The sequence below is a fragment of the Bradyrhizobium sp. genome (genome assembly GCF_004799405.1).
In the GTDB taxonomy this organism is placed as follows: Bacteria; Pseudomonadota; Alphaproteobacteria; order Rhizobiales; family Xanthobacteraceae; genus Bradyrhizobium.
The window spans coordinates 114,445-140,465 of record NZ_SSMW01000151.1; the positions used below are offsets into that span (position 1 = coordinate 114,445).

The following is a 26,021-nucleotide window of genomic DNA, read 5'->3' on the forward strand; positions in this document are numbered from 1 at the left end:
GACCGGTCCTATTTGGCCGATGCCGGCGATGATTCGACCTTCTGCAGTTGCGGATCGACTTTCTGGCCGGGGATGGCGCGCAACAGGCCTGCGATGACGACCCTATCATCGGCCTTCAGCCCGCTGTCGATCACGCGCAGCTCGCCGTCGATCGGCCCGGTCACGACCTTGCGCTGCTCGACGACATTATCGCCGTTGACCACCAGCACGTAGCGTCCGGACTGATCGCTGCCCAGTGCAACGTCAGGCACCAGCAATGCATCCTGCTGCTGATCGAAGGGAACGCGGACGCGAACATAATAGCCGGGCAGCAGCACCCGATCGGGATTCGGCAGGACGCCGCGCACGGCAAGCGTTCCGGTCGACTGGTTGATGGTGGGGGCTGCATAATCGAGCTTGCCCTGGTGCGGATAGCCGCTCTCGGTCTGCAATCCGACCTCGATCGGCAGTTGCGTCAGCTGGCTCGACGTCATTCCCCGCCGCCTGGCTTCGGCCCGGATCCGCAGCACATCCTGTTCGTTGACGTTGAAGTTGACGTAGATCGGGTCGAGTTGCACGATGGTGGCAAGTTGCGTCGGCGACGCCGCGCCAACCAGTTCGCCGACCGACACCAGATGAGCGCTGACGATGCCGTCGAACGGCGCGACCACGTTGGTGTAGCCGTAATTGACCGCCGCGATCTTGGTGTTGGCCTGGGCCTGCTGCAGGTTGGCCTGGGCGTTATCGCGTGCGGACGTGGAGGTATCGAGCGTCGCCTGCGAGACGGCTTGCCTTGCAACCAGATCGACCTGACGCTTGTAGTCGGCCTCGGTCTGCTTCAGCGACGCCTGCGCGCCGGCCTCGGCGGCCTGGGCCTGGTCGAGCTTCAGCTTGTAGGTGTCGGGCTCGATCGTGAACAGCGTGGTGCCTTCCTTCACAAAGCCGCCGTCCTGGTAGTTGATCGTTTGCAATACGCCCTGCACCCGCGCGACGAGATCGACCGACTTGATGGCGGAGGTGTTGCCGGTGGCCTCGAGGTAACGCATGACATTGCGCTGTATGGGCACGCCGACATCGACCTTCGGCGGCGGTGGCGGCACGAAGCTGTTTTGTTCGCAGGCGCTCAAGGTGACGAACGCCAACGCGGCGAGAGAAATGCGGCTGGCGGTGGCGCCCGGCCTCGTGGCGCCGTTCGGCCTAGCGAATGCCGGTGGACGCGTCAGTTTCATCCCTTGCCTCAATCGTTTTATTTAAAAGCGCTTTATTCGGAGAAAATCTTTCGGCATCCATGAATAGCAACAATCCGCTTGCAGTGGAACCCGAAAGCGAAAAGGATGTGACGCACGAAATTTCCTCGTTGAGCGGTCTCAGCAACAGCGACAAGGATTTCTTAAAATGATCAACACGTTGGAACGCGTCGCGGTGCTTTTGACCTCGCTGGCGACTATCGCATTCGCAACGCCGGCCTTTTCACAAGCGCCAACCGATGCGCAACGCAGTGCAATCCGATCCCAATGCCGCTCGGATTATGAAGCGCATTGCGCTAGCGTCCCGCCCGGCGGCATGGCGTCGTTGCAATGCCTGCAGAAAAACATGTCGAGCCTGTCATCGGGCTGCCAGAGCGCGGTGCGTGCAGTGGAAGCACCGGTTGAGCCCAAGGCTGAAGTCAAGACTGAATCCAAACCTGAACCCCCCGCCGCGTCCGCTCCGCCCCCGGCGGCGGCGAAGCCGGCCGAGACCGCGGCTGAACCCGCCCCGAAAGCAACAAGTAAAACCGCCAAAAAGCCAAGCAGCGCACAGACCACAGCGATCCGCAGCGCGTGCCGGTCCGATTATCAAAGAACCTGCGCCGGCGTACCAACTGGCGGCGCTGCGGCGCTGGATTGTCTGGCAACGAATAAGTCCAAACTCTCGGCAAGCTGCCAGCGGGCTGTCAGTGCGGCCGGCGGCGGCGCAACACCCGCTTCCGGACCTGCGGCGACTGCCTCGATGCCTGCGGCGACGCCCGCCGATACCTCGACCCCGGCCCCGGCGATGGTGCTGCGGCCGATGCGGCCCCGCGAGGAGCTTTTCGTCCTGAGGTCGGCATGCAGTGGCGATGTGCGCGGGCTTTGCGGAGGCGTTCAGCCTGGCGGGGGCCGTATCATGCAATGCCTGGCGACCCAGGCCGCCTCGCTTTCCCCCGCATGCCAGGACGTTCTGGCACAGTTCGCCGTGCAACAGTAAGAACAGCACGTTAGACTGCGAATTTTCGGGAGAAGGTTGTGCGAATTGCCGTGATCGGCGGAGGCCCCGGAGGGCTCTATTTCGCCTATCTCTGGAAAAAGCGTCACCCCGACGCTGATATCGAGCTGTTCGAACAGAATGCCGCCGACGCCACCTGGGGCTTTGGGGTGGTGTTCTCGGAGCAGGCGCTTGAATTCCTCCGCGCCGACGACCCCGATACGGTCGACGCCATCGCGCCACGGATGGAAAGCTGGAAGAACATCACGCTGAACCTGCGCGGCGAGAGCGTCGAGATCGACGGCGTCGGCTTCTCCTCGATCGGCCGGCTCGAACTGCTCACGATCCTGCAACAGCGCGTCCGCGCAACTGGTGTTGCGCCACAATACGACACGACGATCCGATCGATGGATCGATTTGCCGGTTACGACCTGATCGTCGCGGCCGATGGGCTGAATTCGCTGGTGCGCCGCACGTTCGAAGCCGAATTCGGCGCATCGGTATCCTACTCCGCCAATAAATTCGCCTGGTACGGCACCGCAAAGCGGTTCGAGACGCTGTCGCAGACTTTTATCGAGACCGAGCTCGGCGCCTTCAACGCGCATCATTATCTTTACGCGCCCGGCATGAGCACTTTTTTGGTCGAATGCGATCCCGCGACCTGGCGGCGCTACGGTTTTGCCGACAAGACGGTGGAAGAATCGAAAAGCATTTGCGAGCGCATTTTCGCATCGACCCTCGGCGGACATTCCTTGCTGTCGAACAAATCGGTGTGGCGCAATTTCCCGTGGATCTGGAACGAGCGCTGGTGGTCGGGAAACAGGGTGCTGCTCGGCGACGCCCTGCACTCGGCGCATTTCTCGATCGGCTCCGGCACACGGCTTGCCATCGAGGCCGCCATCGCGCTGGCAAAGGCGCTGGAGGCGGAGGCTGATATTCCGGCAGCACTCGCCCGCTACCAGACCGAGCGCAAGCCGATCGTGCAGAAGCTGGTGACGGCGGCACGAACCAGCGCCGACTGGTACGAGAAATTCCCCGAGCATATGAAGCTCGACCTGATGGATTTCGCCTACAGCTACATCACCCGCTCGGGACGGATCGACGACGCCCGCTTGCGCGCGATGTCCCCGGCATTCATGGCGCGGTATGAGGCGTCGAGGCATCAGCAAAGCGGGAGCAAGCCGTGACATCGCCTGAGATCACCGATCCGGTCCCGCCCGATAGCCCGGGCGCGCTGGAGATCGGCTTTGGGATTCCGCAGCGATATAATGCCAGCCGAATCCTGTTCGACAACCTGGCCAACAGCCACGGCGAACGGACGGCACTGATCGGCCCGGCCGGAACGCGCAGCTATCGCGAACTCTGCGCGGAAGCTTCCCGCTGGGGACATGCCTTCCAATCGCTGGGGCTCAAGCGCGGCGAACGCATCCTGATGTTCCTCGACGATACCCCGGCCTATCCGGCGGCATTTTTCGGCGCGGTTCGCGCAGGCTTCGTGCCGCTCCTGATCAACACGCTGACACTGCCCGAACTGCTGCAATTCTACCTTGCGGATTCCGGCGCGACCGTTGCCGTCGCCGATGCCGAGTTTTGCGTCCGCTTCGATGCGGCGGCCTGCAAGGATACGCAACTCAAGACATTGATCGCCGTCAACGGCGCCGCAGGCGATCACGCCGCGCCACATGCCATCATCGCCGAGCCATGGTTGCTGGGCTTTCCGGCCGAACTTGCGGAAATCGACACCCATCGCAACGAGATGGCGTTCTGGATGTATTCGTCGGGCTCGACCGGCCGCCCCAAGGGCATCGTTCATCTGCAGCACGACATGGCCTATAGTGAGGCCGCGTTCGCGCGCAACGTGCTGAAGCTCAAGCCTGGCGACATCTGCTTTTCGGTGCCGAAGATTTTCTTCGCCTATGGCTTCGGCAATTCGATCACCTTCCCGTTCTCCGCCGGCGTCACGGCGCTGTTGCTGCCGGGCCAGCCGAAGCCGGCGACAACGTTTGAGGCGATCGAGCGTTTTCGCCCCACGGTGTTTTTCGGATTGCCGACGCTCTATACGCTGCTAATCAAGGCCGAGGGTGCCGCGGCCACTGATTTTTCCTCGCTGCGGATGGCGCTGTCCGCAGCCGAGGTGCTGTCGGCCGATGTGGCAAACGGCTGGAAGGCGCTGACTGGCCTTGAGATCATGGAAGGGCTGGGATCGACAGAGGCGCTGCACATCTATCTCTCCAATCGCTCCAACAAGAAGAAACCGGGTGCGGCGGGCCTTCGCGTGCCCGGCTACGAGATCGAGCTGAAAGACAAGGACGGCCTCATGGTCGGCGACAACGAGGAAGGCATCATGTGGGTGCGCGGCGATTCCAACACGCCATTATACTGGAACCGGCCGGAAACCATTCGCGAGGCGGGCTGGATCTATACCGGCGACCGCTTTGTGCGCGATTCCGACGGCTTCTATTTCTTTCGCGGCCGCACCGACGATCTGGTCAAGATCTCCGGCCAATGGGTCTATCCGCTGGAGATCGAGCTTTGTCTGGTTGAGCATCCTGAGGTGCGCGAATGCGCGGTGTTCGCGATCGAACTGCCGGACCGCCGCATGACCCTCAAGGCCGTGGTGGTGATGAACAAGCCCGGATTCGACCCCGGCGACGCCACCAAAATGCTGCAGGATTTTGTGAAAACAAAACTGCTGCCATTCAAATATCCGCGCGAAATTCGGTTTGTCGACGAGTTGCCAAAAACCGGCACCGGCAAGATCGACCGGCAGGCGCTGTTGCGGGAGTAGTACGTCATGCTTCAGTTGCTCAACCGTCATCGCCCGCGAAGGCGCGGTATGACGAGCGTGTACAGCTTCAACTTCTAATCCCCTAACCCCGTCCCGCCATACAGCCACGCCAGATCGCGATAATAATCCTCCGACGTCTTGGCGCTCATGATGGCGTTGCGGAGGCGGGCGTGTTCGCCGTCGGGATGATAGATGTGTTCGCCGATGGCGCGGGATAACAGCTGCACGCGCGCGGTGCGCGGAAAGCGCTGCGCTCGGTAGCGTTCGAGCGCGCCGGCGTAATCATCGGGATAAGCGTCCAGCACGTGCGACAGGCACACCGCGTCCTCCAGCGCCATGCAGGCGCCTTGCGCGAAATATTGCAGCATCGGATGCGCGGCATCGCCCAGCAGGGCAACCCGGCCATCGATCCAGCGCTCGACCGGATCGCGGTCGCAGAGCACCCACAGCCGCCAGTTCTTGCCGTGGCGAATGATCTCTTTCGCGCGCTCGTGGACATGCGCGAAACCATGCATCACCTCGTCGTCGGATACCGGCTTGCCCGCGACCGGCTCCGGGGCGTCGTTGTGACAGGTGACGACGAGGTTGAACACTTTCCAGCTCGACAGCGGATAGTGCACGATGTGGCATTTCGGGCCGGCCCACAGCGTGGCGGCGTTCCAGCGCAAATCCTCCGGCATTTCTCCGGTCGGAATGACCGAGCGATAGGTGGAGTGGCCGGAAACCCGCGGCGGCCCGTCGCCGACGACCTGCTTGCGGATATTCGACCATAGCCCGTCGGCACCGATCAACAACGAACCGATGACATCATCGCCCGAGGCAAGCCGTGCCGTCACCGACGCGCCGTCCTGATCGTAGCCGGTGACCTCGGAGCTGACGCGCAGCTCGATCAAATCGTGGGCCCGGCACGCTTTGAGAAACACGCCGTGCAGGTCGCCGCGATGCACCACCGCGTAGGGGTTGCCGAACCGGGCGCGAAACGCTTCGCGCAAATCGACGTGGGTGATCTCTTCGGCAGTCAGCGCATCCATCAGCCGCATCTGGTCGACATACACAGCCATGCCACGCGCGGCTTCGCCGACACCAAGATAATCGAAGGCGTGGAATGCGTTGGGCCCAAGCTGGATGCCGGCGCCGATTTCGCCAAGCGCCGGCGCTTTCTCCAGCAGGATCGAGCGGATGCCCTTTTGCGCCAGACCCAACGCCGCCGCAAGGCCGCCGATGCCGCCGCCTGCGATCAGGACCGGCCGATTCGATCCGGCGCCCATCAGCCCGATTTCCTGAAATGTTCGAGCGCGTCTTCGGCGCGCAGCGGCACCCGCGAGGCTTCGTTGTTGAGATCGACCAGTTGCGTCAACAGCGCCATCAAGGTCTTGCGCTCGGCCGGCTTCAACGGCTGCAGCATCCGGGCCTGCGCGCGATCAACCGACGGCACGATCTCGCGCAGCAATGCGGCACCCTCTTTGGTCAGATCGAGAAGCTTGACCCGCTTGTCTTCGCGGGCGGATTTGCGCTCGATATATCCCTTGGCCTCCAGCCGCTCGATCACACTGCCGAGCGTCGAGCGGTCGAACGCGATCACGGCGGACAGCCGCGTCGCGTCGATGCCGGGATGGGTGCGGATCGCGACCAGCGACGCATATTGCACCGGCGTCAGATCATGCGCCTTGCACTCTTCGGCGAAAATCGCGACCGCGATCTGCTGCATCCGGCGAAACAGATAGCCGGGCGCGGTGTAGACCGCGTCCATCGTGATCGGCGCAGACTTATTCGGCATCGGGCTGCCGGTCCGGCGCGGCGTCTGCGAACGCCTTGTTGTTCTTCGCGGCGGCTTCGGCTTTCAGCAGCCGCGGAAAAGCGGCGAGATCGACGCCGAAGCGCCGTGCATTGGCAAGCTGGGACACCAGACAGAGATCGGCGATGGTCGGTGTGGCGCCGAAGCAGAACGGACCAGCTTCATCCGCGATCAGGGTTTCGCAGGCGGCAAGACCCTCGCGGTTGGCCCAGGCCGCCCATCCCGTCACTTGCTCTTCGGACAGTCCAAGCCCGCGCAATCGCGTCAGCACTTTGAGGTTTTGCACCGGGTGAACGTCGCAGGCGATCGCCAACGCGAAGGCGCGGACTTTGGCGCGGCGCAGCGGATCCTTTGGCAGCAGCGGCGGCTCGGGATAGACTTCATCGAGCCATTCGATGATGGCGAGCGACTGGGTGAGGATCGCGCCCGCATCGTTCTCCAGCGTCGGCACCAGCCCTTGCGGATTGATGGCAAGATAGGAGGGCGCGCATTGCTCGCCCTTGCGCAGGTGATGGGACAAATGCTCGGCGCTCAGACCTTTCAGATTGAGCGCTATCCTGACCCGATAGGCCGCGCTGCTGCGGAAATAGCCGTGCAGCTTCATCGGAACCTCCCCTGATTCTTTTGGCTTTAACGCCGGTGGTGTCATTGACGTTAGCCATATTGTAAGTATGCTGTCAATTAATCCAGCAAGAATGACGGGAGGCTCCCATGGAAGCCGTACAGAAGACGCCGGAACGCGAGGCGTTCTACCGCAAGATCGACGGCGAGAATCTCTCGGCGCTGTGGAACGTGATGGGCGATCTGATCACGCCGGAGCCGAAGAGCGCCTGCCGGCCGCATCTATGGAAATTCGACGCCATCCGCGACTACATGACGGAAGCCGGCAAACTGATCACCGCCAAGGAGGCCGAGCGGCGGGTGCTGGTCTTGGAGAATCCCGGCCTTCGCGGTCAATCGAAAATCACCACCTCGCTGTTCGCCGGCGTGCAGATGGTGATCCCGGGCGACGTCGCGCCGGCGCACCGTCACAGCCAGTCGGCGTTGCGTTTCGTGCTCGAGGGCAAGGGCGCCACCACCGCGGTCGATGGCGAGCGCACCGCGATGGCGCCGGGCGATTTCGTGATCACGCCGTCGATGACCTGGCACGACCACGGCAACGAGACCTCCGAGCCGATGTTCTGGCTCGACGGGCTCGATATTCCGCTGGTGCAGTTTCTCGATGCGTCGTTCGCGGAAGGCTCAGACCAGGACCAGCAAAAGATCACGCGTCCCACCGGCGACAGCTTCGCGCGCTATGGCCACAACCTGCTGCCGGTCGACGTCAAGCGTACCTCCCAGACCTCGCCGATTTTCAACTATCCCTACAGCTACACCCGCGAGGCGCTGGAGCAGGCCAAACAGCGCAACGAGTGGGACGCCTGCCACGGGTTGAAGTTGAAATTCTCCAACCCCGAGACCGGGGGCTTTGCGATGCCGACCATCGGCACGTTCATCCAACTGCTGCCGAAGGGTTTTAAAACCGCGCGCTATCGCTCGACCGACGCCACCGTGTTCGCGGCGATCGAGGGCCATGGCCGCACGCGGATCGGCGACCAGACCTTCGCATGGGGTCCGCGCGACCTGTTCGTGGTGCCGAGCTGGCAATGGGTCACCCACGAGGCCGACCAGGATTCGGTACTGTTCAGTTTCTCGGATCGTCCGGTGCAGCAGAAGCTCGATCTGTTCCGCGAAGACCGCGGCAATGCGTGAGGTGAGCGGACGCTGCATACTCGGTATCACCTCTCCCCTTGTGGGAGAGGTCGGATCGCATCGTCAGATGCGATCCGGGTGAGGGGTTAAGCCCTATCGATAGACCGTAACCCCTCACCCCAACCCTCTCCCACAAGGGGAGAGGGAGCTCACCGCAATTGCGGGGAGAACATCGCTTCAATTCAGGCAGGGCCTCACCGCCAGTGCAGCAGCCGCGTCTCCAGCCAGTTGATGACGCGTCCCACCGCGAGGCCAAACAGCGACAAGATCACCACGCCGGCGAGCAGTTGATCGGTCTGCATCAGGTTGCCGGCCTGCAGCACGAAGGCGCCGATGCCGTATTCGGCGCCGATCATTTCCGCGCTCACCACCAACAGCAGTGCGACCGAGGCGGTGATGCGGAATCCCGCCAGGATCGACGGCAGCGCGCCGGGCCAGATCACCCTGCGCACGATGGCATGGAACGGCACGTTGAAGCTCTGCGCCATCCGGATCAGGTTGCGCGGCACCGCATCGACGCCGCTATAGACCGAGATCGCGGTGGAAAAGAACACCCCGAGCGCGATGGTGGCGATCTTCGGCTGTTCGCCGATGCCGAGCCACAGGATCAGCAGCGGCAGCAGCGCGATTTTCGGAATCGGAAACAGCGCCGAGATGAAGGTGATGCCGACGCCACGCGTCAGGCTCGAGAGCCCTATTCCGAAGCCGACGATGACGCCGGCGACGGTCCCGAGAATCCAGCCGGTTCCGATCCGCATGATCGAGTACGAAAGATGTTGCCAAAGCGCGCCCGAGATCGCGAGCCGGTAGATCGCAACCGCAATGGCCGATGGCGCCGGCAGGAACAGGGGATTGACCCAGCCGGCGCTGCCCGCCAACTGCCAGAGCCCGATCGCCAGCACCAGCGCGATCCAGCCCGAATAGCGGCCGGCCTTCGGCGCAAAGCCCGCGCCGCGAAACGCCACGGGACGGGTTTCGTCGGTGCGATCACCGGTTTTGGGGCGCTCAAGCATGCTGAACTTCCCGCTCGGCTTCAACGGCTTCCTCGCGGATCAGCGACCACAGATCGTCCTGCAGCGCGAGCAGCCGGCCGCGCGCATTGATGTCGCCGCGTTCGCCGCGCGTCAGCGGAATGGCGACGACTTCGCGGACCCGGCCGGGCCGCCGCGACAGCACCACGATGCGGTCGGCGAGCCGGACCGCTTCCTCCAGATTATGCGTGACATAGACCGCGCCCATCGAACCATCCGCGAGCAGGCGGATGAAGTCCTCCATCAGCAATTCGCGGGTTTGCGAATCCAACGCCGACAGCGGCTCGTCCATCAAAAGAATCGCGGGCCGCACCGCCAGCGCGCGCGCGATGCCGACGCGCTGGCGCATGCCGCCGGACAATTGCTTGGGATAGGTGCCGCGAAAATCCGCCAACCCGGTGCGGCGCAAGGCATCGTCGACGATTGCTTGGCGCTCGGCGGCGGACAGGCCGGCATGCAGCAGCGGAAATGCGACATTGGCTTCGACCGTGCACCACGGCAGCAGCGCGAAATCCTGGAACACGAAGGTCAGCGGGTTGCGGCTATCCGGCGGTGGCGCACCGCGCAGTTTCGCCTGGCCTGAACCCGGCTGCAACAATCCGCCGAGGATCGACAGCAGCGTGCTCTTGCCGCAACCGGAAGGTCCGACAATCGCGACCACCTCGCCGGCGCCCGTTGTGAACGACACGTCGTCGAGCACCTCGAGCGCGCCGAAGCGGTGACTGATGTGGTCGGCGATCAGGTCCATGCGGCGTTTCGTTTCAATCGGTAATCCCGAGGGCCGTCATTGCGCGGAGCGAAGCGACGAAGCAATCCATATCTACCGCAAGTAAAGCATGGATTGCTTCGCTGCGCTCGCAATGACGGTTGCATCAATCCGGCTTCACATATTCCCCGGCAATGATCGTATCCGCGGTAAATCCCTTGTCGACGAAACCCTGCTCCTGCAGCCATTCGACCTGGTTGGCGACGTTCTTGACGTCGAGCTTGCCGTCGGGATCGATATAGGCGCAATTGCCGACGACTTGCTCGACCGGCAGGTTGGTGTACTTGGCGATGATCTCCAGCAGCGGTTTTGTCACTTCATTGATCGGCGCCTTGCCGTCGGCAACGGCGGCGAGAATCACATCGTGATATTCGCGGTCGGCGCGCGCCAGCGCGGCCAGCAGTTTGGTCACCAGCGGCTTGTCAGTCAGCGTTTTCGGCGACGCGAACACCGCGCCCAACTGCCACGGCGTCTCGTCGCCGACCCAGCCCAGCAATTTGGCGCCGCCATCATCGATCAGCTTGCGCGCGGTCGAGGCCGGCAGCAGCGCGGCATCGACGGTTTCGCCCTTGAGCGCGGCGGCCACATTCGACAGCGACTGCAGCGGCAGCACTTTCATGTCGCTCAGTTTCAGCCCGTATTTGTCGGCGAGCAGGCCGAGCGAATAGTGAAAGCTGGAACCGACTTGCGTCACCGCGATGCGCTTGCCGGCAAGATCCTTCGGCGTCCTGAGGCCAGCGGCGTAGGCGTTGTTGCTGGCGAAATAGCCGATCAGCGGATAGCCCGCCTTTTCGCGACTCATGCCGCCGATCACTTTCAGCGTGCCCTTGCCCGCGAGGTTGTAGAGTCCCGCAGTGAAGGCGGTAATGCCGAAATCGATATCGCCCGATGCGGTCGCCACCGCGATCGGCTGCGCGGCATCGAAGAACTTCAGCTCGATGTCGAGGCCCGCCGCGCGGAAATAACCCTTGTCCTGCGCGATGAACACCGGCGCCGACGACGACAGCCGCAGCACGCCGACCCTGGCTTTCAACAGTTCGTCGGCGCGTACGGTGGAGGAAGCAGCCAGTGCCAACAGGGCCGCCAATATCAGTCGCGCAAATCTCGGCATCCAGTTTCCTCTCTTCATTTTTTGTAGAACCTGTTGTGCGCCGATTGAAGCACTAGCACGATGCCGCAGCAACGGCAGTGCGCTCCCTCTCCCCTTGTGGGAGAGGGTCGAGGTGAGGGGTCCCGGTCTATCGATAGACTTGAACCCCTCACCCGGATCGCATCTATCGATGCGATCCGACCTCTCCCACAAGGGGAGAGGTGAAGTGAAACTTGCAGCACGCGATGCTACAACCCCTCGGGCACCGCCTGATCCTGCCCGATAAACGCGCCCTGTTGCTTCAATTGCACCTGCAGCTTGTCGACCGCGATGTCGCGCGGGATGGTGTTGCCGCCGAGCGCCAGCGCGGCGGCGGTGCCGGCGGCCTCGCCCATCGCAAAACAGGCGCCGGAGACCCGTGCGGCCGACTGGCCGTCATGGGTCATCGAGGCACAGCGCCCGGCGACCAGGAGATTGTCGATGCCATCAGGCGTCAGCATGCGATACGGCAATTCGTTGAAGCCGCGCGATTCCGGGATCGGCGGAAACCTGAAGATCACGTCGCCCGCGACATGGGTCTCCATCGGCCAGCCGTTGACGCCGATCGAATCCTCAAAGGAGGCGCAGCCGAGCACGTCGTCGCCCGACAGCATGTAGCCGCCGATCACGCGTCTGGTCTCGCGGATGCCGAGCTGCGGCGGCAGGTCGACGATGTAGGATTTCTCGAAGCCCGGCACCGTGCGCAGGAAGTTGAAGGCGTGGACGGCCTGGCGGCGGCCCTCGATTTCGCCGCGCGTCAGGTCATCGGGCTCGAGGCCGTTGATCGCGGTGCCGTCCGCGCGCGCCAGTTGCGTGAAATTCACCCGCCATTCGATTTGCGATCGCTGCGGCCGCACGATCGCAGCCTTGCGCGGAAAATGATGGGTGCCGCCCGCTTCGGCCTGTTCCATCAGCGCCGGTATCGTGCGCCACGCATCGCCGGCCTTGGCGGGATCGATGCCGTTCAGGCGGAACATCATCGACGGGTAGAGCATGCTGCCGGCATTGTCGCCGACCTCGAAGCGCGCACCGGCCCAGGCGGCGAGATCGCCATCGCCGGAGCAATCGATGAAGATATCCGCAGTTACCGCCAGGCGGCCGGCTTTGGTCTCCACCATCAGCGCCTCGATGCGGCGCTCGTCCTGCATCGCCACGCCGGCGCCGAGCGCATGGAACAGGATATCGACCTTGTGGGCGGCGAGCAGATCGTCGGCCGCGATCTTGTAGGTCGCAGTGTCGTAGGCCTGCGCCAGGATTTTGCCGAGGATCAGATGCGGCGCGTTGAGCCCGTCGAGCCGCTCGATCCGCGCCAGCAGATCTGACGCGATGCCCTGCACCACCCGATGCATTTCGCCATGGACATTGGCATGCAGCCCGCAGAAATTCGTCACTCCTGCCGCCGTCCCCATGCCGCCGAGGAACCCATAGCGCTCGATCAGCAGCGTGCGCTTTCCCGCCCGCGCGGCCGCCACCGCGGCGGCAATGCCGGCCGGCCCGCCGCCGAGCACGGCGACTTCATATTCGCCGTACAGCGGTATCTGGCGCGCGGGTTCTGCGACGGTGCGAGGGGGCAAGGTGGGTGTTCCTGAATCGTGAGCGGGCAATCATGCCTTGTGGGAGGGCGATGAAGCAATTTGCTGAACACCACGCAACGCCGCCAATGCCAACTTGCCGCTCCCCCAATTGGCGGCGCGTTTTTCGGCATACGAGGCGATGCCTTCGGAGGCATCCACGGTCTGGCGCTTGGCGGCGTGCAGTTGGACAGGATGCGGCATTTCGGTTGTCGCAGCAAGGTCGCACCGGCCGGGATTTGCGGGTTGCGCAGCGCCGCCGGCTTGTGGAAACTGGTTCTCGAACCGCCAACAGGAAACATCTTTCCATGCGAATTTGCATTTTCGGCGCCGGCGCGGTCGGCAGCCATTTCGCGGTGCGGCTGGCGCTGGCCGGACATGATGTCTCCTGCGTGATGCGCGGGCCGCATCTTGCGGCCGTGAAGGCCAAAGGCCTGACGCTGCGGGTCGGGGACGCCGAGTTTTCCGCAAAAGTGAAGGTCTCCGACGATCCGGCAACGCTCGGCCCGCAGGATGTCGTCATCAGCACGCTGAAAGCCACCGGCTTGAACAGCCTCGTCACCGGATTGCGCCCTCTGCTGCGCGACGACACCGCCGTGGTGTTTGCCCAGAACGGCATTCCCTGGTGGTACGACATCGGGATTCCCGCCGATCACCCGCCGCCGCCCGATCTCGCATTTCTCGATCCCGGCGGGGCGCTGCGCGCCGCCGTCGCAAGGAATCGGATCATCGGCGGCGTGATCTTTTCATCGAACGAGATCGTCGAGCCCGGAGTCGTGATGAATCTCTCGCCCGACCGCAACATGCTGCTGGTCGGGGAATGCGACGACCGTTTGAGCCCGCGGATCGAACGGCTGCGCACGCTGCTCGACCAAGCCTCGATCAAATCGCCGCCGGCGCCGCGGATCCGGGAGGCGATCTGGACCAAGCTCCTGACCAACATGTCGATGTCGGTGCTGTGCCTGTTGACCGGGCAGACCGCACGGGGCGTGCGCGAGGATCCCGCGCTGCGCGATGTGATCCCGCGGTTGCTGGAAGAGGCCGACAGCATCGGCCATAGCTGTTTCCCCGACGTCAAGCGCACTACCCGAACCGGGCCAGCCCCCAATCACAAGCCCTCGATCCTGCAGGACTACGAACAGGGCCGCCCGATGGAGATCGATGTCCTGGTCAAGGCACCCTCGGCATTCGCCAGAGCCGCGGGCTTGTCGACGCCGATGCTCGACATGCTGGCGGCGCTCGCGATCCGCCAGGCGCGCGAAAAAGGGCTGTATCGGGCGTGAACACATCTGTTTCGTCATGGCCGGGATAAAGTCCGGGCATGACGAGCAAAGCAGGATCATCACCATGCACATCAAGGATAAAGTCTGTGTCGTCACCGGAGCGGCGAGCGGGATCGGCGAGGCGGTCGCGCGCGCTTATGCCGAAGCCGGTGCGCGCGGCGTGGTGGTCGCCGACCTCAAGAGCTCGCGCGACCGGCTGGCCAGCGTCGCCGGCGAGATCGACGGCCTCGCCGTCACCGCCGATGTCGGACAGGAAAGCGACATCAAGACGCTGATAGCGGCGGCCGAAGCCCGGTTCGGGCCGGTGGACGTGTTCTTCTCCAACGCCGGCCTGTCGCGCAAGGGACAAGAGACCGCTTCGGATGCCGACTGGGACGTGAGCTGGCGGGTGCACATCATGAGCCACGTTTTCGCCGCGCGCGCGCTGGTGCCCGGCATGCTCGCGCGCGGCTCCGGCTACTTGCTCAACACCGCATCCGCCGCGGGCCTGCTGGCTTCGCTGAACTCGATGCCGTATGGCGTGACCAAGCATGCCGCGGTGGCGCTGGCGGAGCATCTCGCCATTCAATACGGCGATCGCGGCATCCGCGTTTCCGTGCTGTGCCCGCAGTCGGTACAGACCGGCATGACGACATCGGGCCCGAGTGCGGCGCGGGTCGATGGCGTGATGTTTCCGGCCGAGGTTGCCCGTATCGTGGTCGAGGCGATGGAGGCCGAACGCTTCCTGATCCTGTCGCATCCACAGGTTCATCAATACATTCAGCGCAAGGCGGCCGGCATCGACCGCTGGCTGGCCGGAATGCGGCGGCTGCGCGACAAGACCTATGGCGCCCGGCGCCCGAGCTGACTTATCCTGCCGCCGGAGGACCGATGGCCTTGAATTTCCCGATCTGCCTGATGCTCGCTTTGTTGATCGGCGCAGCACCAGCCTCGGCGGTGACGGCGGTGGAGCAATGCCGATTCATCCAGGCCAGGCCCGAGCGGGAAGCCTGTTACGAACGCCAGGCCGCCCAACTCGCCGCGAAACGAAAGCCCGAGCCGGCCGCTAGCACCACGACGCTGGATTCGCTGCAGCAGATGCGGCGGGACGACGACGAGGTCTACAAAAGCCTGCGCAGCATCTGCCGCGGATGCTGAGATACGAACGAGGCCGCATTTGCGATCTTGATATCGAGCTTTCGCGGACAAAGTCGCTTGCGATGATGGTCTAGCGGAGCAAAACGATCAGGATTGACCAGACTGGCTGGTGCTTTCCGCGCGAAAAAAACGGCCCCCGGGTTGGAGGCCGTTAAAATCCGATTACTGTCTGTCGATAACAACAGGTCGGCGATCGTGATCGACATCTCTGTCGTGATCGCCCTTCCTAATGATGACGGTTTGGTCGTGGTCCCGATGATCACGATCGCGGATGACGTCACGGTCGCGGTCCCTGTCACGATCTCCGTGGCCCTCACCAACCGTTACACCAACGGGGCCGACGCCAACCCCCCACTTCATCCGCTCCAGCAGGCATTGCGCCGCAAATTCCAACCACGGCGGCGATCACTACGGCATACTTAATCATTGCGTACTCCTATCGTTGTTAAGCTCTGGGAGCCAATGCCGAGACGCCAGGCTCGTTCCGGGTTCCGCTTCGGAGTACGAGCAACAGACGGCCACCTCGTCCCGTCACCGGCATCACCCGCTGACTCTGCCATTCGAAAAAAGTGAGTGGTCAATATTGCTCACGTGCGAAAATTTGATCGGAACCAGTTATGCCAGCCGCTGTTGAGGTCGAGCACAATCTCATTTGTGGGAGGAATTAATGTACAAATTAGCAACCGCAATATTGCTTCTGTCGTCACCGGCACTTGCACAAAACAGCGATCTTCTTCGTGACTGTTCTCCCATTGGGCAAACAGGAAAAGGTGAAATGGTCTACCCGCTGGACTGCAAGGCGATTAGGGCTGAAAGCGCGGACCTGAACTATAAGCCTAAAATGCCAACCACAACCATGAACGAGACAGTCATTCCAAAGTCAGGCGCAACACAAACGCCAGCGGAAACCCCGACGACGGGAGTGAACAAGTAAGAGAACCGAAGATTTTCACGTTGTGTGCGTTAGCTCACCTCACCCACGGCGAAGATGCGCGTAAGCCAGCGACCGATCCACCGCGGCACATTGCATTCTGAATGCAGATAGAGCCGAGATCTGCAAGGTGCCCGCTTATTCCAAGTCAGCATCGAGGCCGCATCTAGATAGCGACCGAAAAACGCTCGCTGGAATTGCACTTCGCGCATTCGAAAGTGCGTATGTCATAGCCGGGTGCAGTCGATTCGATTTGGGACAGCCTCATGGGCATCGCCAACTGTTTGTCGTGGCGCGAGGTATGGTCGAGGCGGATAGCGTCGGCATTGCCACGAATGCGCAGGAACCGGTTGAACGCTCCGTCGTTGAATCTTCCGGGTATTTTGGTCTCACAATTTCGAAATTACCGCCCTTGGTGAAGCGAACGACTATTGAAACCGAATTCGACCCGATTCAGGATTTCCAATCCACAGGTACCTTCAACGTCTAGCCGGTGCATCCATCATGATAGACGATCTCTGGTACAAGAACGGCGTTTTCTATTGTCTTTCCGTCGGGACCTATATGGATGCCAATGGCGACGGCGTCGGCGACTTCAAAGGGCTGTTGCGGCGTCTCGACTATCTGCACGGGCTGGGAGTGACCGCGATCTGGCTGATGCCATTTCAGCCATCGCCAGGCAAGGACGACGGTTACGATATCTCCGACTATTATGGTGTCGATCCGCGATACGGCACGCTCGGCGATTTCGTGGAATTCACCCACGGCTGCCAACAACGTGGCATTCGCGTTATCATCGATCTTGTCGTCAATCACACCTCGGATGCGCATCCCTGGTTTCGCGACGCAAGAACCTCTCAGGATTCGCAATATCGCGATTGGTACGTCTGGGCCGACAAGAAACCAGCCAGCGCTAACAAGGGGATGGTCTTTCCCGGGGTGCAGAAATCGACATGGACGCATGACAAGGAAGCCAAGGCCTGGTTCTTTCATCGCTTCTATGACTTCCAGCCCGATCTCAACACGTCGAACCCATACGTTCAGGCCGAGATCCTCAAGATCATGGGGTTCTGGATTCAACTCGGCGTGTCCGGCTTTCGGATGGATGCCGTCCCCTTCGTGATTGCCACCAAAGGCCCAAAGGTCAAGACGCCGGTCGAGCAGTACGACATGCTTCGTTCCTTTCGCGAGTTTCTGCAATGGCGGCAAGGCAATGCGATCATTCTTGCGGAAGCCAACGTCCTGCCCGAAACCGATATGGAATATTTCGGCAAGGATGGCGACCGCATGCACATGATGTTCAATTTCCACGTCAATCAAAATCTGTTTTATGCAATGGCGTCCGCCGACTCACGTCCGCTTGCCAAAGCCCTCGCCGCGACTAAACCGCGCCCAGCCAGCGCCCAATGGGGGCTTTTCCTGCGGAATCACGACGAACTCGATCTCGGCCGCCTCACCAAGGCCCAACGTGACGTCGTTTTCAAAAGCTTCGGTCCGGACAAGGATATGCAGCTTTACGACCGGGGCATCCGGCGGCGCCTCGCTCCGATGCTCGGGGGTGATCGCCGACGTCTCGAGCTCGCCTACAGCCTGATGTGTACGTTGCCGGGCACACCCGTGATCCGCTATGGTGACGAAATCGGGATGGGCGACAATCTCGATTTGCCCGAGCGCAACTGCGCTCGCACGCCGATGCAGTGGTCGATGGAGCCGCAAGGCGGGTTCACGAAGAGCGAAAGGCCGTGCTCTCCTGTTATCGACAAAGGTCCCTACGGTTACGAGCACATCAATGTTGCAAAGCAGCGCCGCGATCCCAACTCGATGCTGAACTGGACCGAGCGCATTATCCGGATGCGTAAGGAAGTGCCTGAAATCGGCTGGGGAGACTTCCGTGTGATCGCGACGCGGGATCCAGCCATTCTGGCTATTCGCTACGATTGGCGGAATAACTCGGTACTGTTCGTGCACAATCTCGACGAGAAGCCGCGTGGGGCTTCATTTTCGGTTGGACTTGCCGGTGATGAGGGAAAACACCTGATCAATCTTCTGTCGGAAGACCACAGCGAAGCCAACGATCGGGGCAAACATACCGTGATGCTTGAGGCTTACGGTTATCGTTGGTACCGCGTTGGCGGACTGGACTATCTGCTCAAACGAACCGACATCGATGGTGTGAACGCCAATCATCCCGAATAACGCACGATCACCTCAGCCGCATGATGAGGCCTTCGTCGCCGCGCAAATCCAGACCGCCCGATACGGTCTCGCCTGAGCGATCCAGATTCGTGGAAAGCAGTATTTCGCCTGGAAATGCCATGGTATCTGATCCGATCAAAATCGGATCGGCTCCAAGATTGAGAACGATCAAAAGCGCGTTGCCCTCATATTCACGCCTGTAGGCCAACAAGTCGCCGGTAGCAGCAACGGGCGCGTAACTGCCTGCCATGAGTTCAGGCGTTGCCTTTCGCAACTCGATCAGCGCGCGATAAAGGTTGAGGATGGAACGAGTGTCAGCTGAGAGATTCGCTACGTTCTCGCGGACGTAGTTGTTCGCCAATGGTAACCAGGGCTCGCCAGTCGTAAAACCTCCATGCACTCCTGCATCCCATTGCATGGGCGTGCGGCACCCATCGCGCCCAACGCCGATCCCCGGCACATTCTTCTCGAAGGGATCGCGCACCTGATCGGATGAAATGGCGACCTGTTGCATACCGATTTCGTCGCAATAGTACAGCGTCGGCGTTCCCCGCAACGTCAGCAACAGCATCGCAGCGACCCGCGCCTGGGCCTGCCCCACCCGGCTTGCGACGCGCGGTCGGTCGTGATTGCCCAAGACCCAGTTGGGCCACGCCGCTGCAGGCAATGCGCTCTCATAATCCTCGATCAGCTTCGCAATTGCACGTGCGTTCCATGGCGTTGACAATAGTGCAAAATTAAACGGCAGATGCGCACCGGTCAGGTCCTTGCCGTAGTAAGCGACCAGCCGATCGACCGGCAGATAGATTTCACCGATCAGCACACGGTCGCTGAATTCGTCGACCACGCGCCGCATCTCCGTGACTACGTCCAGTATCTCCGGTCGATCTGTGGAATATAGAGGCAGCAGCGCCTCATGGGGTGGGCGACCCGGACGAAAATTCGGATTGGGCGGGTTGTCGCGAAATTCCGCATCCTTGATCAAATGCCAGAGCACATCGACGCGAAAGCCATCGACACCTTTCCGAAACCAGAAACGCATGACGTCGTAGATCGCCTGACGCACTGCCGGTTTGCGCCAGTTCAGATCTGGCTGCTGGGCGAGGAAGGCGTGATAATAGTATTGCTTTGTGCCGGCGTCATATTTCCAGGCGCTGCCGCCAAATTCCGACATCCAGTTGTTCGGGGCAGCACCGTCAGCACGGGGCTCGCGCCAAAGGTACCAGTCCCGTTTCGGATTATCGCGGGAACTTCGGCTTTCGATAAACCACGGATGTTGATCGGAGGTGTGATTCGGGACGAGATCGAGAATAACCTTCAGATTGCTCGCATGTGCTGCAGCGACCAGCGCATCGAAATCGTCCAGCGTGCCGAATATCGGGTCAACACCCTGGTAGTTGGAAATGTCATAGCCAAAGTCGGCCATGGGTGACGGAAAGACCGGCGACAGCCAAATCGCATCGACGCCGAGATCGCGAAGATAGAGCATACGATCGATGATTCCGGGCAGATCGCCGATTCCGTCGCCATTCGAGTCCTGAAACGACCTTGGGTAAATTTGATAGAGAATTCCCTCTTGCCACCAAGAGATCGCTGCGTGATTCATGTCGCTAGGTGCCTTGATCGTCGGTAGCATCACGCGCCGGCGATACGAATAAGGTTTGCGTAGAGCCCACGAACATCAGCCGGCGTGACGACCACTTCGCATCATATTCAGACCGAACGCAGATAGATAGCGTTCCCGCGGGTTGCAAACATATTCTACAATGCCGCACGTTGTAGGATCTTCGCGCGGCGCCTTTTTTGCGTGTGTGGTATAGGCAGATGCGGCGGGACGACGATGAGGTCTACAAAAGCCTGCGCAGCATTTGCCGCGGATGCTGAGACAACAAACAGAGGCTGAAGATGGCTCCGCAGGAAAAAACGGCAGGCTTCGATTGTCCCAAAAGCATCTTCGAAGCTTCAAATCGGTTGAGCGAGGGGTCACTATCCGTCGAAGCTCTGACACGTCACTATCTCGCGGGCATCGACAGGCTGCAGCCCTCCTTGAACGCGTTCATCACCATAACGAAGGAAGAAGCGCTCCGTACCGCGTCCCGGCTCGATGAAGAACTGCGATCGAACCGGCGTCGCGGACCTCTGCACGGCATTCCGATCGTGTACAAAGATAATTTTGACACTGCCGGCGTGACCACGACGGTGGGTTCCGAGATTTTCAGGAATCGTGTCCCCACCGAGAATGCGGCGGCAGTTGAAAGATTGAGCCGGGCCGGAGTCGTCATGCTCGGCAAGACCAACATGAACGAATTCGCGGCGGGCCCCTCCGGCACAAATCAAGCCTTCGGTGACATCCATAATCCGTGGGACCTCGATCGGTCTCCCGGTGGAACCTCAAGCGGTACGGCGTCGGCCGTAAGCGCCGGACTGTGCGTTGCGGGGACCGGAACCGATACCGGAGGTTCAATTCGGATACCCGCCAGCTGGACAGGTGTTTCCGGAATACGACCGACATCCGGTCGCGTAAGCATGACCGGGATATTTCCTCGCGCCACCAGTCTGGATTGTTGCGGGCCGATTGCACGAAGCGTCGCCGATCTTGCCCTGCTTTTATCGGCAATGATTTCCGCCGATGCGCGCGATCCCCGATCGGTCAATTCACCCGTCGAAGACCCTGCGGACGGTCTTGCGACAGAGCTTGGGGGAGTGCGTCTCGGCATTATCCGCGATTACACATTCCGGGATATCGACCCGATGGTCGGCAAGGCAATTGCCGATTCAATCTCCGTTTTCGAGAGCCTCGGCGCAGTCGTCAAAACGGTCCAAATTCCGTTGCTCGGCAACAAGCTGGATTATCGTTCGGTATTCAACATTCTCCTGTTTGAATTCAATCAGGTTATTCGTTCCACCTACAACTCGACTTTGAACCGAGAGACGGTATTCGGACCGGTGGTTCAGTCTGACTTGCGACGATCGGCACAAATCTCGACTGACGCCTATCATGAAGCCATCGATGCCCGAACAAAGCAAACCGACGAAGTCCGTGCGGTTTTTTCAGAAGTCGATGCGCTGATAACGCCGACAATGGCAACAACAGCACCTCTGCTTTCCACATCGCTGGAAGAATTCGACCGAGGAAGACAGTTCATGCTTCCGTTCAACTTCGTCGGCTTGCCCTCACTCACAATTCCCTGCGGCTTCAGCGATGGCCTACCGATCGGATTGCAGCTGGTCTGCGATTCCATGAATGAGGCTTTGCTGCTGCGAATCGGCCATGCGTTTCAATCGGCAACCGACCATCACAAGGCCGAGCCACCGCTTTATTGGAACGGCTAGATTGGAAAGGCCAGGCCAAGCGCCTCGTTGTCGCGGTTCAAAAACGCGCGCCGGCGGGGCGAAGCTGGCGCCGCTGGCGGATTTCATCTTGGTCCGAAATCCGACCCGCACAGGCAAAAATTGGCGATCCCGGCATGACTCGAACATGCGACCTACGGTTTAGGAAACCGTCGCTCTATCCGGCTGAGCTACGGGACCGGAGCCCCGCCGCGACCGGCGGGTGCCTCAACGCTCCATACCAGAACGCCGGTGTGATCGCCAGTATCCGCACGCCTGCCGGTTACCCGCCCCGCACCGGCGATTTCAGCGCGGCGGCGAGACCTAGCGGATCGTCGGTGCCGATCCGGCAGACATCGCCGGATCGCAGCCGCAGTTCGACCGCGTCGAGGCCCGACACGTTATAGAGCCGGAAGCCCGCGGCCATCCGGATGCCGAGGCCATTCCACCATTTGTTGCGCGCCACAGTGATGATTTCGATGTCGCCGAGAGGAAGCCTGTAGGTCCACAATCCCGGACCGAAATACCAGCGCAATTCGTTCTCGCCCACCTCGACCGTGAGGGACGAGAACACCACGGCGACGGCGACGAGCAAAATCAGCACGGCGACCGGAAACCATTGCCGGGTCTGCCACGCAATGACGGCATCGAACGCGGCGAAAACCAGGCAGGGAAGCACGATCCAGAGACCGCGCTGGGTGTGACGATACGGCATGGTCAAGTCCTCCGCCCGGAAAGCGCGGAATCAATCCGCCGCGTGATTTCGGGGCTACTGGTTAAACCGCGGTTCCCGCTGCGATTTCCCATTTGGTCGCCGATGGCGCAGCACCGGTTCAATCCCGCAAACGCGGGATGTGTCCATTGCGTCACACCGGCGGGCGCGCTTTCGAGGTCGAAGAAACGACCGTTCCGGGGGTGACAAATCCCCCGGCAATGACGACAATTCGCCGCAATGATGTCTCTTAGAGTTGCGTTGGGGGAGCGTCCTTGATCGCATCACGCAGATGGCTGTTTGCCGCGTTCGCCGGTTGCATCGTGCTGCAGCCGCTGCGCGCGCACGCGCAGTGGTGGAGCCATGCTCCCGCCGATTTCGAGGAATGTGCCGATGCCGCCGAGAAGGCGGCGACCAAGGAAGCCAAAACGGCGGCGCTTACCGAATGCAACGCGAAATTCGCCGGCCGGCGCAAGCCCGGCGGCGGCTACAGCTACTACGATTTCATGCAGAACCGGAACTTCGATATTGCGGGGCCGAATCCGACGCCGGAAGAGCAGAGGCACATCGACGAGCAATATACCGCCTTTCTCGAACGCGAGCGGCGCAGCAGCATCGCGGCGGCTTTCACGGCCAAGCGGCAGCAGTTGCAGCAGGCGACCTTCAAGGGCGAGACTGAAAAACTTGCCGCGCCGGAACCGGCCGCCAAGCAGCGGCCGCCGGTGAGCGATATCAGGCCGCACACCCGAACGACCTGTGCGCGGCATTCGTTCTCCTGCGACTGGCCGCGGCTTTCGGAAGGCATCAAGGATCTCAAGAAAGCGCTGTTCGGCCCGCCGAGCAAGGCCAAGCGCGGCTAGCAATCTCTCAACGGGTCGTCCCGGCGAGCTAATCCGTAATCACCATCGCCCAGAATTTGCGATACGGCGATTTCGGATTATCCACCGACGCCACGCCAACCTTCCGCGCGCCCGCCATCAGCAGATTCTCGCGATGGCCGGTGGAGTTTTCCCATTCCTTCAGCATTTCGGAAAATTGGAGAAATCCTGCGCCGATGTTTTCCGCCACTCGGGATTTGCGCAAACCTGCGACGCGTGACGGGAAGCTGCCTGCGGCGCTGTGACTGACCGTTCCGGTCGCGGCCATCGCGCGCGCCTGCTTCAACGCGACTTCGTTGAGACGGCTGTCCAGCTTCACCGCGGACAAACCATGCGCACGACGATAGGCGCTGATCGCGCTGGTATAGTCGGCCGCCACGGCCGGCCCGACAAAGCCCGGGCCCAACAACAGTGCTGCGAGAAACAACGTGACACCGGATGGCGTCCGCATGCGCTTCAATGCGTGCCGCCGCGTCGCTTCCCATGGCGCCGGTGAACCGGTCTGGGGCCGGGCGCGACCGGTTCAAAAACCGGCGTCGCAGTCCGTCGCTCCTGCAACCGCGCATCATATCCCGGCGACGGCGTCACCGTCGGCGGCGCGGCGCGCGCCGGCATGATCGAAGCGCCCCCTGCGAGAGCCGCCAGCGCAGCAGCGGCGAGCTTTGCGTAAAACCGTTTCATGTCGTTCCTCCCGGCGCGGCCGCAGCCATGCGCGCCCGATCCACATTCGTTGCTCATCGTCGCGATTTCAAGGCAACCGGCGACTGGATGGCCAGATCTGCTCCGGCGTCAGCCCGGGGGAGCCCTTGCCGGCGGCTTCCGCGCGCTTGATCAGTTCCACGATGCGGCGCGACAGCGGCGCCTGCAGCCCGTGGCGGTCGGCGATCCCGGTGATGACGCCTTGCAGATAATCGATTTCGGTGCGGCGGCCGCGCAGCAGGTCCTCCGACATCGACGAACGCGCCTCGGGATCGATTTTCATGGTCCGCCCCAGCAACACCTCGAATATGGCGTCCGGCAGCCGCAGCATAGCTGGTGTCCAGCTTGCCGGGATCGGCGTCGACGACACCGGCTTGATGCCTTCCGCCCTGATCGCGACCAGCCCCTCGGCGATCTGGTCCGCGAACAGGATGCGCCACGCGCGTTGCGCCAGTTGTTGGCGCAGCGGCAGACCGGCCAGCGCGTTGAGGGCGTTATTGAGATTGACCAGCAGCTTGCCCCATTGCACCCCGGCGATGTCATCGGTGGCAAGCATTTTCAGGCCCGGCACCGACAGCCGCGCCGCGGTGCCGGCTTCGTCGCGTTCAATCAGGATGTCGCCCGAGGTGGCGCGATGAAATTGCCCGGGCCCCTTCGCGATCACATTGAACGGCACCATGCCCGCCAGCACGCGCCGCCCCGGCAATCGCTCGCGCAGCACCGGGACATTGCCGACGCCGTTCTGCAAACTGACGATGATCGCATCAGCCGGCGCGTGCCTCGCAATGACATCGGCGATCCCGGCGGTGTCGGCGCTCTTCACGGTCACCAGCACGGCGCCGGCTTCGCCGAGAATTTGCGGGTCTTCCGACGGCGTCAGCGCGTTCGCCGCGATGGTGCGGTCGAAGCCCTCGAAGCTCGTCAGCCGCAGCCCATTGCTTTCGATTTCCTGGATCACGCGCGGGCGCGCCAGCAAGGCGACGCGGCGGCCACCGGCTGCCAGCATGCCGCCGACAAAGCAGCCGATGCTGCCGGCCCCGGCGATGCCGATCGGCCTGTCCGAATTCATCTTTGAATTCATGGCGCGATTTCCTTCAGATAACTCAACGGTCATTCAGGGGTTCGATAGCAGAGTGGCCGCGCCTTGTAACTGTCATGGGGCATCGCTATCTTCCCGCCGGGCGGGCACGCGGCAGGAGATGACAATGGGCTTACTCGACGTACTCAACGGCATGCAGAATGGCCCGCGCGGCCCGAGCAATCCGAGCGCACAGGGCAGTGGCGGGATGTCGCCGATGACCATGGCGATCCTCGGGCTGCTCGCTTACAAGGCAGTCAAGCATCTCACGGCCGGTCAGCCCGGCGCAGCGCCGGCACCGGCGCCCTCGTCAGGCAATACCGCCAATTCCGGCCTGCCCGGCGGCGGCGATCTTGGCGGCCTGCTCAAGGGCGGATTGGGTGGCCTGCTCGCGGGCGGCGCGGCCGGAAGCGTGATCAGCGGCGGGCTCGGCGACCTGCTCAAGCAATTGCAGCAGAAAGGCCAGGGCGAGACCGCCAATTCGTGGGTGAGTTCGGGCCCGAACAAGGCGATTTCGCCGGGCGATCTCGCCAGCGCCCTGGGCGCCGATCAGATCAACAGCCTGATGTCGCAAAGCGGTCTGTCGCGTGACGAATTGCTTACCGGCCTCAGCCAGCATTTGCCCGACGTGGTCAATCATTTGACGCCGGATGGACGGCTGCCCACCGAGAGCGAGCTATCGCGTCGGATCTGACGCCGGTCATATCGGTTTTTTTACATTCTGCTTTTAAACAAAAGGACGA

Annotated in this window: 28 protein-coding genes and 1 tRNA gene; 14 read left to right on the forward strand and 15 right to left on the reverse strand. The window is 61.9% G+C overall.

All coding sequences use genetic code 11. The features are described 5' to 3' along the window. Positions 1 to 8: 8 nt before the first annotated feature. Positions 9 to 1,208: an efflux RND transporter periplasmic adaptor subunit gene (locus E7813_RS24220; RefSeq protein WP_291577812.1), complete on the reverse strand. Its 1,200-nt coding sequence runs from the start codon at positions 1,206 to 1,208 to the stop codon at positions 9 to 11. A 166-nt stretch (positions 1,209 to 1,374) separates the two neighbouring features. Here E7813_RS24220 and E7813_RS24225 point away from each other — a divergent pair, with 166 nt between their 5' ends. The 3 genes from E7813_RS24225 to E7813_RS24235 are packed head-to-tail and all read left to right on the forward strand — an operon-like array spanning position 1,375 to position 4,990. Continuing rightward, on the forward strand, positions 1,375 to 2,205 hold the full coding sequence (locus E7813_RS24225) for a cysteine rich repeat-containing protein (RefSeq protein ID WP_291577813.1): 831 nt from the start codon (positions 1,375 to 1,377) through the stop codon (positions 2,203 to 2,205). A 38-nt stretch (positions 2,206 to 2,243) separates the two neighbouring features. After that, positions 2,244 to 3,389 (forward strand): FAD-dependent monooxygenase, encoded by a 1,146-nt coding sequence (locus E7813_RS24230; RefSeq protein ID WP_291577814.1) that lies wholly within the window; start codon positions 2,244 to 2,246, stop codon positions 3,387 to 3,389. Next, complete coding sequence (locus E7813_RS24235; RefSeq protein WP_291577815.1) at positions 3,386 to 4,990, forward strand: benzoate-CoA ligase family protein; 1,605 nt, start codon at positions 3,386 to 3,388, stop codon at positions 4,988 to 4,990. The genes E7813_RS24230 and E7813_RS24235 overlap by 4 nt, the downstream gene beginning before the upstream one ends. A gap of 74 nt (positions 4,991 to 5,064) precedes the next feature. Here E7813_RS24235 and E7813_RS24240 read toward each other — a convergent pair whose 3' ends face one another. Genes E7813_RS24240 through maiA form a run of 3 tightly spaced genes read right to left on the reverse strand, consistent with a single transcriptional unit; the run spans position 5,065 to position 7,389 of the window. Continuing rightward, positions 5,065 to 6,258: a 3-hydroxybenzoate 6-monooxygenase gene (locus E7813_RS24240; RefSeq protein ID WP_291577816.1), complete on the reverse strand. Its 1,194-nt coding sequence runs from the start codon at positions 6,256 to 6,258 to the stop codon at positions 5,065 to 5,067. Further along, the gene (locus E7813_RS24245; RefSeq protein ID WP_291577817.1) at positions 6,258 to 6,767 is read right to left on the reverse strand and encodes a MarR family transcriptional regulator; all 510 of its coding nucleotides are present in this window, start codon (positions 6,765 to 6,767) and stop codon (positions 6,258 to 6,260) included. The genes E7813_RS24240 and E7813_RS24245 overlap by 1 nt, the downstream gene beginning before the upstream one ends. Further along, on the reverse strand, positions 6,757 to 7,389 hold the full coding sequence (gene maiA, locus E7813_RS24250; RefSeq protein ID WP_291577818.1) for a maleylacetoacetate isomerase: 633 nt from the start codon (positions 7,387 to 7,389) through the stop codon (positions 6,757 to 6,759). Before maiA ends, E7813_RS24245 begins: the two co-directional genes overlap by 11 nt. Before the next feature lie 107 nt (positions 7,390 to 7,496). Here maiA and gtdA point away from each other — a divergent pair, with 107 nt between their 5' ends. Continuing rightward, positions 7,497 to 8,537, forward strand: coding sequence for a gentisate 1,2-dioxygenase (gene gtdA / locus E7813_RS24255; protein ID WP_291577819.1), 1,041 nt, complete (start codon positions 7,497 to 7,499; stop codon positions 8,535 to 8,537). Between the two features lie 194 nt (positions 8,538 to 8,731). Here the strand turns inward: gtdA and E7813_RS24260 are convergent, their stop codons facing one another. The 5 genes from E7813_RS24260 to E7813_RS24280 all read right to left on the reverse strand — a co-directional run bounded on the left by E7813_RS24260 (position 8,732) and on the right by E7813_RS24280 (position 13,238). Further along, positions 8,732 to 9,550, reverse strand: coding sequence for an ABC transporter permease (locus E7813_RS24260; RefSeq protein ID WP_291577820.1), 819 nt, complete (start codon positions 9,548 to 9,550; stop codon positions 8,732 to 8,734). After that, positions 9,543 to 10,316 carry an ABC transporter ATP-binding protein gene (locus E7813_RS24265; protein WP_291577821.1) on the reverse strand — a complete coding sequence of 258 codons (774 nt, stop codon included), beginning with the start codon at positions 10,314 to 10,316 and terminating at the stop codon, positions 9,543 to 9,545. Before E7813_RS24265 ends, E7813_RS24260 begins: the two co-directional genes overlap by 8 nt. Before the next feature lie 124 nt (positions 10,317 to 10,440). Beyond that, positions 10,441 to 11,445 (reverse strand): ABC transporter substrate-binding protein, encoded by a 1,005-nt coding sequence (locus tag E7813_RS24270; RefSeq protein WP_291577822.1) that lies wholly within the window; start codon positions 11,443 to 11,445, stop codon positions 10,441 to 10,443. Positions 11,446 to 11,672: 227 nt separating this feature from the next. Further along, positions 11,673 to 13,037: an FAD-dependent oxidoreductase gene (locus E7813_RS24275; protein ID WP_291577823.1), complete on the reverse strand. Its 1,365-nt coding sequence runs from the start codon at positions 13,035 to 13,037 to the stop codon at positions 11,673 to 11,675. 30 nt (positions 13,038 to 13,067) lie between these two features. Then, complete coding sequence (locus tag E7813_RS24280; protein WP_291577824.1) at positions 13,068 to 13,238, reverse strand: hypothetical protein; 171 nt, start codon at positions 13,236 to 13,238, stop codon at positions 13,068 to 13,070. A 104-nt stretch (positions 13,239 to 13,342) separates the two neighbouring features. Here E7813_RS24280 and E7813_RS24285 point away from each other — a divergent pair, with 104 nt between their 5' ends. From E7813_RS24285 to E7813_RS24315, 7 genes are all read left to right on the forward strand, one after another. Further along, positions 13,343 to 14,317, forward strand: a complete 975-nt coding sequence (locus E7813_RS24285; protein ID WP_291577825.1) for a ketopantoate reductase family protein — start codon at positions 13,343 to 13,345, stop codon at positions 14,315 to 14,317. Positions 14,318 to 14,333: 16 nt separating this feature from the next. Beyond that, positions 14,334 to 15,164, forward strand: a complete 831-nt coding sequence (locus E7813_RS24290; RefSeq protein WP_291577826.1) for an SDR family oxidoreductase — start codon at positions 14,334 to 14,336, stop codon at positions 15,162 to 15,164. Positions 15,165 to 15,187: 23 nt separating this feature from the next. Further along, the gene (locus tag E7813_RS24295; protein ID WP_291577828.1) at positions 15,188 to 15,454 is read left to right on the forward strand and encodes a hypothetical protein; all 267 of its coding nucleotides are present in this window, start codon (positions 15,188 to 15,190) and stop codon (positions 15,452 to 15,454) included. A 93-nt stretch (positions 15,455 to 15,547) separates the two neighbouring features. After that, positions 15,548 to 15,877, forward strand: a complete 330-nt coding sequence (locus tag E7813_RS24300; protein WP_291577829.1) for a hypothetical protein — start codon at positions 15,548 to 15,550, stop codon at positions 15,875 to 15,877. Positions 15,878 to 16,121: 244 nt separating this feature from the next. Beyond that, entirely contained in the window at positions 16,122 to 16,388 is a 267-nt protein-coding gene (locus E7813_RS24305) for a hypothetical protein (RefSeq protein ID WP_291577830.1), read from the forward strand. A 298-nt stretch (positions 16,389 to 16,686) separates the two neighbouring features. Beyond that, positions 16,687 to 16,875, forward strand: a complete 189-nt coding sequence (locus tag E7813_RS24310) for a hypothetical protein (protein WP_291577831.1) — start codon at positions 16,687 to 16,689, stop codon at positions 16,873 to 16,875. 14 nt (positions 16,876 to 16,889) lie between these two features. After that, on the forward strand, positions 16,890 to 18,581 hold the full coding sequence (locus tag E7813_RS24315; protein WP_291577833.1) for an alpha-amylase family protein: 1,692 nt from the start codon (positions 16,890 to 16,892) through the stop codon (positions 18,579 to 18,581). A gap of 7 nt (positions 18,582 to 18,588) precedes the next feature. Here the strand turns inward: E7813_RS24315 and E7813_RS24320 are convergent, their stop codons facing one another. Beyond that, positions 18,589 to 20,187 (reverse strand): alpha-amylase family glycosyl hydrolase, encoded by a 1,599-nt coding sequence (locus E7813_RS24320; protein ID WP_291577834.1) that lies wholly within the window; start codon positions 20,185 to 20,187, stop codon positions 18,589 to 18,591. Between the two features lie 299 nt (positions 20,188 to 20,486). Between E7813_RS24320 and E7813_RS24325 the strand changes: the two genes are divergently transcribed. Continuing rightward, positions 20,487 to 21,914 carry an amidase gene (locus E7813_RS24325; protein WP_291577835.1) on the forward strand — a complete coding sequence of 476 codons (1,428 nt, stop codon included), beginning with the start codon at positions 20,487 to 20,489 and terminating at the stop codon, positions 21,912 to 21,914. A gap of 121 nt (positions 21,915 to 22,035) precedes the next feature. Here the strand turns inward: E7813_RS24325 and E7813_RS24330 are convergent. Then, positions 22,036 to 22,112: transfer RNA gene (locus E7813_RS24330), tRNA-Arg, on the reverse strand. 82 nt (positions 22,113 to 22,194) lie between these two features. Then, positions 22,195 to 22,626, reverse strand: coding sequence for a hypothetical protein (locus E7813_RS24335; protein WP_291577836.1), 432 nt, complete (start codon positions 22,624 to 22,626; stop codon positions 22,195 to 22,197). A gap of 272 nt (positions 22,627 to 22,898) precedes the next feature. Here E7813_RS24335 and E7813_RS24340 point away from each other — a divergent pair, with 272 nt between their 5' ends. Beyond that, a complete protein-coding gene (locus tag E7813_RS24340; RefSeq protein ID WP_291577837.1) occupies positions 22,899 to 23,483 on the forward strand; it encodes a hypothetical protein in 585 nt (194 codons plus the stop codon). 28 nt (positions 23,484 to 23,511) lie between these two features. Here the strand turns inward: E7813_RS24340 and E7813_RS24345 are convergent, their stop codons facing one another. The 3 genes from E7813_RS24345 to E7813_RS24355 all read right to left on the reverse strand — a co-directional run bounded on the left by E7813_RS24345 (position 23,512) and on the right by E7813_RS24355 (position 25,269). Continuing rightward, positions 23,512 to 23,952: a CAP domain-containing protein gene (locus E7813_RS24345; protein ID WP_291577838.1), complete on the reverse strand. Its 441-nt coding sequence runs from the start codon at positions 23,950 to 23,952 to the stop codon at positions 23,512 to 23,514. A 5-nt stretch (positions 23,953 to 23,957) separates the two neighbouring features. Beyond that, complete coding sequence (locus tag E7813_RS24350) at positions 23,958 to 24,182, reverse strand: hypothetical protein (RefSeq protein WP_291577839.1); 225 nt, start codon at positions 24,180 to 24,182, stop codon at positions 23,958 to 23,960. 67 nt (positions 24,183 to 24,249) lie between these two features. Beyond that, positions 24,250 to 25,269, reverse strand: coding sequence for a 2-dehydropantoate 2-reductase (locus E7813_RS24355; protein ID WP_291577844.1), 1,020 nt, complete (start codon positions 25,267 to 25,269; stop codon positions 24,250 to 24,252). Positions 25,270 to 25,405: 136 nt separating this feature from the next. On the opposite strand from E7813_RS24355, the gene E7813_RS24360 reads away from it, so the two are divergent. Further along, entirely contained in the window at positions 25,406 to 25,972 is a 567-nt protein-coding gene (locus tag E7813_RS24360; protein ID WP_291577840.1) for a YidB family protein, read from the forward strand. Positions 25,973 to 26,021: the final 49 nt, after the last annotated feature.